An 8523-nucleotide genomic window follows, 5' to 3' on the forward strand; every position below is an offset into this window, starting at 1 on the left:
CACTGCGTGCCTTCATTGGCAAAAAAGATGAGGGGGGGACCACGGGGGTACAGACCCGCTCCCACCTCACCCCGGCGAGGGCAACAGGCACTCGCCACAACCCCAGGAGGACACCATGACCCACACCGAGCACCCGCTGTTCGCCGCCGTCGACGAATGGGCCCACTGCGCACGCGAGATCACCGACGGCGACCCGTGGACCGGCTTCAACTGCGGAGAAATCGAAACCCTCGCCGACGTACTCCGCGCAGCAGGACACCACGACACCGCCGCATTCATCGTCCGCAGACACCGCGAAGACGACGACGAAGGCGACAACGAAAACCACTAACCCACCAGACCGGCAGACCGTGGGCCGCCCCGCACCAAGGGGCGGCCCACCGCCATATACAGCGCAAACATGCAGAACAACCGCCGCAAAGGCTGGACACCCCAAACCAAATAGACTACAATAGAGTATGTCGGAAGGAACGGAATCCGACACCCACGAGGGAGGGTAACCGGCCCACCCCACGCCCCAGGAGGAACACCCATGGCAAACCCCAAAGTGACCAGCCACGCAGGACTGATCGCCGCCATCCCCGCACTGCTCGGCTTCACCCCCACCGACTCCGTCGCCTTCATCGCCATCGCCGCAGACAATCGCGTGGCGTTCGCCGCGCGCATCGACATCAAGGGCGTCATGCAAGCAACCCGGACGGTCGTCGCAGCCGCCGCAACCAACCAGATCACCACCATCGTGCCCGTCGCGATCACCGCCGACCAGATCACCGGCGAGGCCGTCGCCGCCGTCGCCGCCGAAGTCCTCATCACCAACGGCATCACCGTGCCCACCCAGTTGTGGACCGAAGCGATCACCGCAGGAAGCCGCTGGACCGCACCCGAAACCGGCGAGAGCGGCACCCTGCCCGACCCTCAAGCCACCGAGGCAGCCGCGCACCGCGTGCTCGCGGGCCGGAGCATGGACCGTGACCGCCACACCATCGCCGACGAAATCGCGCCCACCGGCAGCCCCGTCGCAGCCCCCGCCCCGCGCAGGCTCGACACCGACCCCGCCGCCGCCGTGAGCGCCGTCGCCGCCATCGCCCGCCGCCACGCGACCGGCAGTGTCCTCAGCGACGACGATGCCGCCACCATCGGCATCGCACTGCAAGACACCGCCGTGCGCGACACCGTCATCGGCATGCTGGCCACCGACGCCCGCCACGCCATCACCGCCGTGTGCATCGCCACCGCACGCCGCACCGACGGTCCCGCCCGCAGCGACGCCGCCGCCGTCTACGCAATGGGCATGTACATCGACGGAGACGGCACGCGCGCGCTCATCGCCGCCGAAGCCGCCAAAGCCGCCGACCCGCTCAACACGCTTGCCGATCTGCTCCTCGAAGCGCTCAGCATCGCCGCCCCGCCGTCGATGATGCGCCACGTGGCCGAAGCCGCCGCCGAGTAACACCACCGCGCGCCCCAGGGGGGGCTACCCCCCGGGGCGCGCAACCGGCACACCGTGGGCCGCCCCGCACCAAGGGGCGGCCCACCGTCATATGCAGCGAAAACACGCCAGACGAACCACCGAAACCAGTGGACGCCCCACACCTAATAGACTACAATAGAGTATGTCGGAGGGAATGGAATCCGACACCCACGAGGGAGGGCAACAGGCCCACCCCACACCCCAGGAGGAACACCCATGGCAAAGAAGGTCCGCACCCGCAAGACCCCCGAACAGCGCCGCGAAGAGGCCGCAGCACTTCAGGCCAGCATCGCCGAACAGGTCGAGCAGTTCCGCGACTCCGACCAGTGGCGCCAGTTCCTACAGTTCGCGCAGGCGTTCCACGCCTACAGCCTCAATAACGTCATGCTCATCATGGCCCAGCAGCCCGCCGCCACCCAGGTTGCAGGCTTCCGCAAGTGGCAGCAGCTCGGCCGCCAGGTCCGCAAGGGGGAGCGTGCCATCAAGATCTTCGGCTACAGCACCAAGAAGATCACCGAGGACGACGGCAACGGCGACGAGACCGAGCGTCGCATCACCATTTTCCCGGTGCTGTCGGTCTTCGACACCAGCCAAACCGACCCGATCGAGGGCGCCGACACCGTCGTTACCAGCCCCGCAACCGCTCTCACCGGAGACGACCCGGCGGGCATCGCCGCCGCCGTCACCGACTACATCACCGGCGAAGGATGGACGATCACCCGCGAGACCATCGCAGGCAGCGCCTACGGATACACCACGCCACACAACCGCCGCATCGTCGTCGAGCAGAACATCAGCGCCGCCCAGGCCGCGAAAACCACCATCCACGAGACCGCGCACGCCCTCATGCACGCCGACCTGAAAATCGGCGAGTACGTCGCGCACCGCGGCCTCTGCGAAACCGAAGCGGAATCCGTTGCTTACATCGTCGCCGGAATATGCGGCCTCGATACCGCCAGCTACAGCGTCGGCTACGTCGCCAGCTGGACCGACGGCGACACCGACATGATCCGCGAGACCGCCGCGCGAGTCCTGTCCACCGCCCACACCCTCGCCGACGCCATCACCACCACCGACGACGCCGCAGCGGCATAAACCTATCCCCGGCCCTTGAACCCCCAGGGCCGGGGATGCAACGCATAAGGACGGCCGCAAGCGGCCGGCAGAACCCATTCACGCGGCCACGTGCCGACACGCCGCCGCAGCGCGGCCGCCGGAACGACGCCGGCAGCCGGCGCACCCGAAGAACAGACAACGGCGCCCATGAGTAAAGCCACTGGCAGGCGCCTCCGCGGCATCGCTGCTGAACTCTGAGCCGCCGGGCCCGGAACCCGCCCGGCACTCGGCGACCACCCTATCGCGCGGCACCGACACAATAGGACCAACGAGACGACCACAGTCGAACCGGCTACCACCACCGGCACACACCCCGCCAGCCAGGGAGGCATGAGATGACCACGCACGCCATCGACCCCGCCCGCTTCACCACCCTGCTACTCGACCGCGGCTACACCCACGGCGAGCTCGCCGCCATGCTCGAGGTCCACCCGCACCGCGTCCCCCGCTGGGAATCAGGCACAGAGAACGTTCCGCCCGGCATCCTCGCTCGCCTCGCCGCCATCGACGCCGCCGCGGCAGCTGCGGCCGCCGGCATCGTCGCCGATCGAGCCCGGGCCGCCAACACCACCATCACCGCCCACCGGGACGCCGGCGAACGAGGGCCCGCCGACATCACCATGACACCCTTGACTCTCGGCCCCCTCGACGACGCAGCATTCCACGCCGCATGGCCAGAACACGCAGGCATGCCGGCCCGCTGGTGGTGGCACGTCGCCGCCATTGCCGAGAACTATGGCATCGACATCGAACGTGGCAGCACCTACAGCCGATAAACACAGAAGAGTGGACGGCCGCAAGCGGCCGGCACGCAAGCGTCAGCTGTTCACAACTCCTGGCGGGCGAACGTCAGGGCTGCTGCGCGTTCAACACCAGCTCGTAAAGCTCACCGTCGATCAGGCCGTCTCTCAGCGCCTGGCCCACCTCGGAGCTGAACGTCCCCTCGACCGGACCCACGTCCTCGACGAGGCTGCCCGCCCACTGCATCGGCGCGAACTCCCACCGCGACAACTGCCGGGCGAGCTCGTCGCCGTCGATGTAGCCGGCCGAGTATCGTTCGCAAATCCCGTACGCGGTCGCATCAGCGAACCCGTCCGGCACGATCTGCGGTGCACGGACGAGCAGCTTCCACACTGCCAGCCGTTTGACCCCCAGTACTCGAGAAATGTCCGACTCCGTCATGCCCACGTCGACGAGCCGGTGCACCGCGTCCCTCAAGTCGCGGCGCGCGCACGATGCCACTGCCCGCGCTCGATGTGCCGCAGCGACCAGCTCGCTGGCCGATCCAGTTGTGGCGTTGACGTCCACAATCACCTCCGTGGAATCTCCGGTTGTATGGCGACGCGAGGCGATATGCGGTGGCAGCGGTCCGAATCCCGCATCGTGCCGCCAGGCTCAGAGCTCCGGCTACGCGGTCGGCGGGTACTGACCGTACAGGCCGCGTATGTCGCCGTCGGCCGCGAGATGGTGCTCGTAGTCGGCGCGCGCCGCGACCGCCGCAAGAGCGGTCTTCTTCTCGGCTTGCCGCCACTTGAGCAGCAGGTAGCCGCACCAGGCGGCGACGGCGCCGAAGATCACCGCGCCGAGCACCGTGCCGCCGCCGATGCCGCCAGCGCAGAACACCAGGCCGGCCACGAGTCCCGCCCAGGCGGCACGCTTCGGGTGCTTCTGCGCGTGCTCGCGCACCTGCCTTCCCGCGTCGGCGGTCGCACGGCCTGCTTGCGCCACCTCGCCTCTGTGCCGGATTCCCCATCCGGCCAGGTAGAACGGCCAGGCCAGCATCCACCAGAACAGCAACGCCGTGTACTTGACGATGCCGGCCGAGCCGCGGGTCACGCCGCGGGCCGCGGCACGCTCCATCCGCCATCCGATGTATCCCACCTTCTGCTCCTAACTTCCGTCGCAGCCGATGCCGTCGCCGTCCCGGTCTAGCCGGTGCGGGTCGCCGGCGAGGACTCGGACGGGCGTGGTGTAGTCCGAGCAGTCGGTGTCCGGGCCGGATTGCTGCATCGGGTACTGCGGTGCAGGAGCTGGTGCCGGAGCGGGCGCGGGCGCAGGCGGTGGGGCGGGCACGGTCGTTTCAATGATCACCGGCGCCGGCGCCGGCGCCGGTGAGGGCGCGGGCGCGGGCGTGGTCACCTGCGTGGAGGTGGGGGCCGCCGCGGGCGGCTGGCCGCCGCAGTTGTGCAGGATCCGGGCGATCGCATCATGCTCGGGACGGGTCACCCACAGCCCGTAAAGGGCCTTCACATCAACCTGTTTGGCCACGTAGGTGCACCGGTACGCCTTGTTCGGCGGCAGCCACGTGGCGGCGTCGCCATCGCCCTTGGACGCGTTCGTCGGACCGTCGACGGCCATCAGATTCCGCGGGTCGTTCGCCAGGTTCTCGCGCTGCTGGGCGGAAAGCTGCTGGGCGCCGGTCTGCCACGCGTTCGACAAGGCCACGACATGGTCGATCTGCACATCGTTCGAGGTGCCTTCGCCGCGCTGGAACGCGATCGTCTTATCGGTGTACGGGTCGTGCAGCGTCCCGGTCAGGACGGTGCAGTCGCCGGTGCCGGGTTTGTAGGTGATGCCGGTGAGGTCGCGGCGCAGGATGTCGTTGCGGGTATCGCAGCCGTTGTGGCCGCCGGCGACGGCAACGTCGTCGGTCCAGGCCGACCCGAACTGGTCCCGGTCGTATCCGGTCTTCGGGGCCCGCCCCTTGATCGGCAGGGTGTCGAGCTTGGCCAGTGCGGCAGTGGCGCTGCTACCGGCCGGCGCCGCGGCGGCACCCGCGCCGGCACCGGTGGCGGCCGCGGCGCCCCCGGCAGCACCTGGGGCGGCTGACCGGGACGCGGCAGCCGAGGCGTGAGTAGCCGACGTAGCAGCGGCCGCGGTGGTGGTCGAGGTGGTGGTCGAGGTGGTGGCGCTTGCTGCGGCAGTGGTGGTCGCGGTGTGGCTCTCATCGTTGCCGACGGCAGTGCCGATGACGAACAGCACGGCGACCGTGCCGCCAGCGATCCACGGCCACTTACGACGCTTCTTCACCGGCGGCTGCAGCCCCGGCGGCTGCGGCGGCTGGTACTGCGACGGATCGTACGGGCTGGACATTCCGGCAGGCTCCTTTATCGCGCCATCGGGACGGCAGCGCTCGCGTTCTACGCCGCAGGGCCCGGCAGGACCACCACTGGCTTGTACTCGTTGAGATACTAAACCCCCGCTCAGACATACAGCCGCCGCCTCACAGAAGCCGGCTAGTCCGCGTGCCGGTCTGCGCGCAGCTTGCGGAGGAGCAGGGCGTTAGCGGCAATGGTGATGACGTTGGCGGTGATGATCAGGGCGAATGTCAAGGGACGCGTTTCCTGTCGGAGGGGCTGGTTAGTGTTCCGCGCGGCCGGTTCCGTTTCCGTCCTGGTCGCTGCGGGTGCTGTCGAGGATGGTGCGGAGGGTGCGGGCGGTGGCCCGGGCGTCGGCGGCGTCGAGTTCGGCGGTGTGCGCCCGTTCGCGGGCGGCGTGTTCCGCGTCGGCCGCTGCGGCGGCCGCCTTCTCCGTTGCCACAGCCCGGCGCCCCGCCTCCTGCACCGCCGTCTGTGCGGCGTCGAGTTCGGCGGCCAACCGGGCCACCTCAGCTTCGGCCTGCTCAGCGCGTGCCCGCTGTGCTGCTGCATCCTCGAGCGCGTCGGCCTCGGCGCCTGCCAGCGCGGCACGTTCGACCGCGGCGGTTTCCGCCAGCTCGTCGCGGGCCGTAGTGACCGCCGCCGACCACAACGGCCCCAACACGGGCACCAGCGCGTCGGCCGGTACTTCCGGCACATCGGCGGCGGGCCGGTTGCGCACCAGCCACTCGCGGGCCGCGTCCGTGCCCACCCGGGCCTTCTCCCGTAGCGACCGCACCGTCACCGGGCGGCCCTCACCCACCAGGGCGGCGAACGCATCCGCCAGTGCTGCCGCCTGCTCCGCTCTCGACGCCATATCCGCTCCCATTCTAAGTACAAACAACGTACCTGATACGTACCAATTGTACCGCTTGGTTGATGCGAGTGGGTGAACGGCTTCCCCCGCGGCTGCCTGGGACAGGGCGGCGCCGCGCCGAGGAGCCAGCCACCCCGCCGGGTACGGCCAGCTCCGCGTCCCGGCGTCGGGGGTGTTGCGGACTGCCGCACGGCCGGAAGGCCGTCTGAGAGTGTCGGGCCCATGACGAGCAACATGGCAATCCTCGTGGCAGGCGCGATCGGGTTCTTCGTCCTGGCAGTGGTCATCGAGAAATGGAATCGGACCAGTGAACGCAGCGGCGAATCGGTCCGTGAGCGTGACCGCAAGTTGCCCGGGCGGTGTCTCATCGCCGCCGGGATGTGCGTCGGCGGCGTTGTCTTCGCCGTCGCATCGGCCGTTGCCGGCACCGCCTAACCCAGACGCGGCGGCCGGTAGACGTCGGCGGGCGCCGGGCACAGCCCGGCCCCGCCGACGTCACGGAACCGTGGCGGGCGCCGCCACGTCCAAGACGCTGTGGAAACCTACGAAATCGCGCTCATGCACGCCAACGGACAACCCGCCCCCGACAACGACCACGCCCGCCAGCTCTACCGCGAACTCGACGACGTCATCGCCTTACTCGGCACACACCCGCCCGGGCAGAGCCCAGACGGCGCCACCTCTGGCCGTCACGGCCGCTGACCAGGCAGGACCCCGCGGCCGCGGCGACCAGCAGGGGAGTGGCCGGCAAGACAGAAGTTTTGCTTGTGCGCATCACGCCCATCGCTTACCCTGATGGCAGTAGCTAGGGATGAAATAGTTCCCCGAGCGCTGATCCGAGAGCCCCGCACCCCCTGGGTGTGGGGCTCTACGCATTACGGTGTGCCCCCCGGCTGCCATACTCGCAGCGTGCTGCTCGCATACATCGACGAAATCGGCGAACCCGGGGCGTTCATCGCCCCCGACCACCCGAAGTTCAACACGAGCCCCGCGTTCGGGTACGCCGGCTTCGTCATCCCCGAACAGCACGCCCGCGTGTTCGGCGCCCGCTTCACCGCACTCAAGCGCCAGCTGTTCACAACCGAGATCGGCGAGGACGACCCCGCCCTGTTCGAGCGCAAGGGCGCGAGGATCTTCCACGTCGCCACGCCCGAGACGTACCCCCACCAGATCCGCGTGTTCAACGACCTGGTCAAGATGCTGCGGTCGATGGGCGGGGCACTGTTCTACTACGCCGACGAAAAACCGCTCGGCACGCCGAAACAGACGCAACTCGACGTTGAGGGCAGGGAGGCTGCGGCGATGCGAGAGACCCTGAACCGGCTTGCCCGGCACGCCGACCGGGCCGGCGCGGAGAACCTGCTCGTGATGATCGACCAGATCAACGAAACGACCCGCATCGAGCGTCTACACCACATGTACGGGCACATCTTCGGCCGGGCATCCGAGCACCCGGAGATGAAACTGATCGTCGAACCGCCCATGCACGTCGACAGCAAACTCAGCGCCAACATCCAGTTCGCCGACTGGATCGCCGCCTGCCTGACCAGGGCAATCGACTACCAGCTCATCAAAGCTTCGCGCTACCAGTGGATCACCGACGACGCCCTGCTCGGCGAGCTGTACGGCGGATTCACCCACGAATCCAAACTCCACCTGTGGAACCGTCAGATCAACGACCTGCACCACTCCCAGATCCGCTACCGCAAACGCGTCGTGCACCCCGAACCGGACGGACACCTCCTCGGCCACGCCTGGGACACAGACAAGTTCCGCCAGGTCAAAGCCGCAGCCGAACGCGCCGCCGAACGAAACAGATAGCCGCTACAGCACCAGCCGGAAAGAACAGAAGATGGGCCCCGGCCGGGCCCTTCCGCGGCTTTCGTAGCTCCCGCGCAGGTCGCCACGCCGCGGTGGCCGTGTGGCCGCGGTGTGCCTGCCTGGCCGGCCCTGGGGGCGCGGCGGCGGTGGTGGGGGAGCGG

The 8523-nt window shown here is 68.8% G+C and carries 11 protein-coding genes; 7 read left to right on the forward strand and 4 right to left on the reverse strand.

The features are described from left to right. Positions 1-115 precede the first annotated feature (115 nt). The 4 genes from JJ683_RS18000 (at position 116) to JJ683_RS18015 (ending at position 3363) form a co-directional block, all read left to right on the forward strand. Positions 116-331, forward strand: coding sequence for a hypothetical protein (locus tag JJ683_RS18000; protein WP_200176145.1), 216 nt, complete (start codon positions 116-118; stop codon positions 329-331). A gap of 201 nt (positions 332-532) precedes the next feature. Further along, positions 533-1450: a DUF4192 domain-containing protein gene (locus JJ683_RS18005; protein ID WP_200176146.1), complete on the forward strand. Its 918-nt coding sequence runs from the start codon at positions 533-535 to the stop codon at positions 1448-1450. A 237-nt stretch (positions 1451-1687) separates the two neighbouring features. Beyond that, a complete protein-coding gene (locus JJ683_RS18010; RefSeq protein ID WP_200176147.1) occupies positions 1688-2566 on the forward strand; it encodes an ArdC-like ssDNA-binding domain-containing protein in 879 nt (292 codons plus the stop codon). Positions 2567-2922: 356 nt separating this feature from the next. Continuing rightward, positions 2923-3363: a hypothetical protein gene (locus JJ683_RS18015; protein ID WP_143910892.1), complete on the forward strand. Its 441-nt coding sequence runs from the start codon at positions 2923-2925 to the stop codon at positions 3361-3363. 73 nt (positions 3364-3436) lie between these two features. Here JJ683_RS18015 and JJ683_RS18020 read toward each other — a convergent pair whose 3' ends face one another. From JJ683_RS18020 to JJ683_RS18035, 4 genes are all read right to left on the reverse strand, one after another. Continuing rightward, positions 3437-3829: a hypothetical protein gene (locus tag JJ683_RS18020; RefSeq protein WP_207280362.1), complete on the reverse strand. Its 393-nt coding sequence runs from the start codon at positions 3827-3829 to the stop codon at positions 3437-3439. A gap of 165 nt (positions 3830-3994) precedes the next feature. Next, entirely contained in the window at positions 3995-4468 is a 474-nt protein-coding gene (locus tag JJ683_RS18025) for a hypothetical protein (protein ID WP_200176151.1), read from the reverse strand. Between the two features lie 9 nt (positions 4469-4477). Then, on the reverse strand, positions 4478-5680 hold the full coding sequence (locus tag JJ683_RS18030; protein ID WP_200176152.1) for an HNH endonuclease family protein: 1203 nt from the start codon (positions 5678-5680) through the stop codon (positions 4478-4480). A gap of 267 nt (positions 5681-5947) precedes the next feature. After that, entirely contained in the window at positions 5948-6541 is a 594-nt protein-coding gene (locus JJ683_RS18035; protein ID WP_200176153.1) for a hypothetical protein, read from the reverse strand. A 222-nt stretch (positions 6542-6763) separates the two neighbouring features. Between JJ683_RS18035 and JJ683_RS18040 the strand changes: the two genes are divergently transcribed. The 3 genes from JJ683_RS18040 (at position 6764) to JJ683_RS18050 (ending at position 8362) form a co-directional block, all read left to right on the forward strand. Further along, positions 6764-6976 (forward strand): hypothetical protein, encoded by a 213-nt coding sequence (locus JJ683_RS18040; protein WP_200176154.1) that lies wholly within the window; start codon positions 6764-6766, stop codon positions 6974-6976. Positions 6977-7075: 99 nt separating this feature from the next. Then, a complete protein-coding gene (locus JJ683_RS18045) occupies positions 7076-7243 on the forward strand; it encodes a hypothetical protein (RefSeq protein WP_200176155.1) in 168 nt (55 codons plus the stop codon). A gap of 207 nt (positions 7244-7450) precedes the next feature. Further along, positions 7451-8362, forward strand: coding sequence for a DUF3800 domain-containing protein (locus JJ683_RS18050; RefSeq protein ID WP_200176156.1), 912 nt, complete (start codon positions 7451-7453; stop codon positions 8360-8362). Positions 8363-8523 lie beyond the last annotated feature (161 nt).

Origin of the sequence: Tomitella cavernea, assembly GCF_016599145.1 — a bacterium.
GTDB lineage: Bacteria > Actinomycetota > Actinomycetes > Mycobacteriales > Mycobacteriaceae > Tomitella > Tomitella cavernae.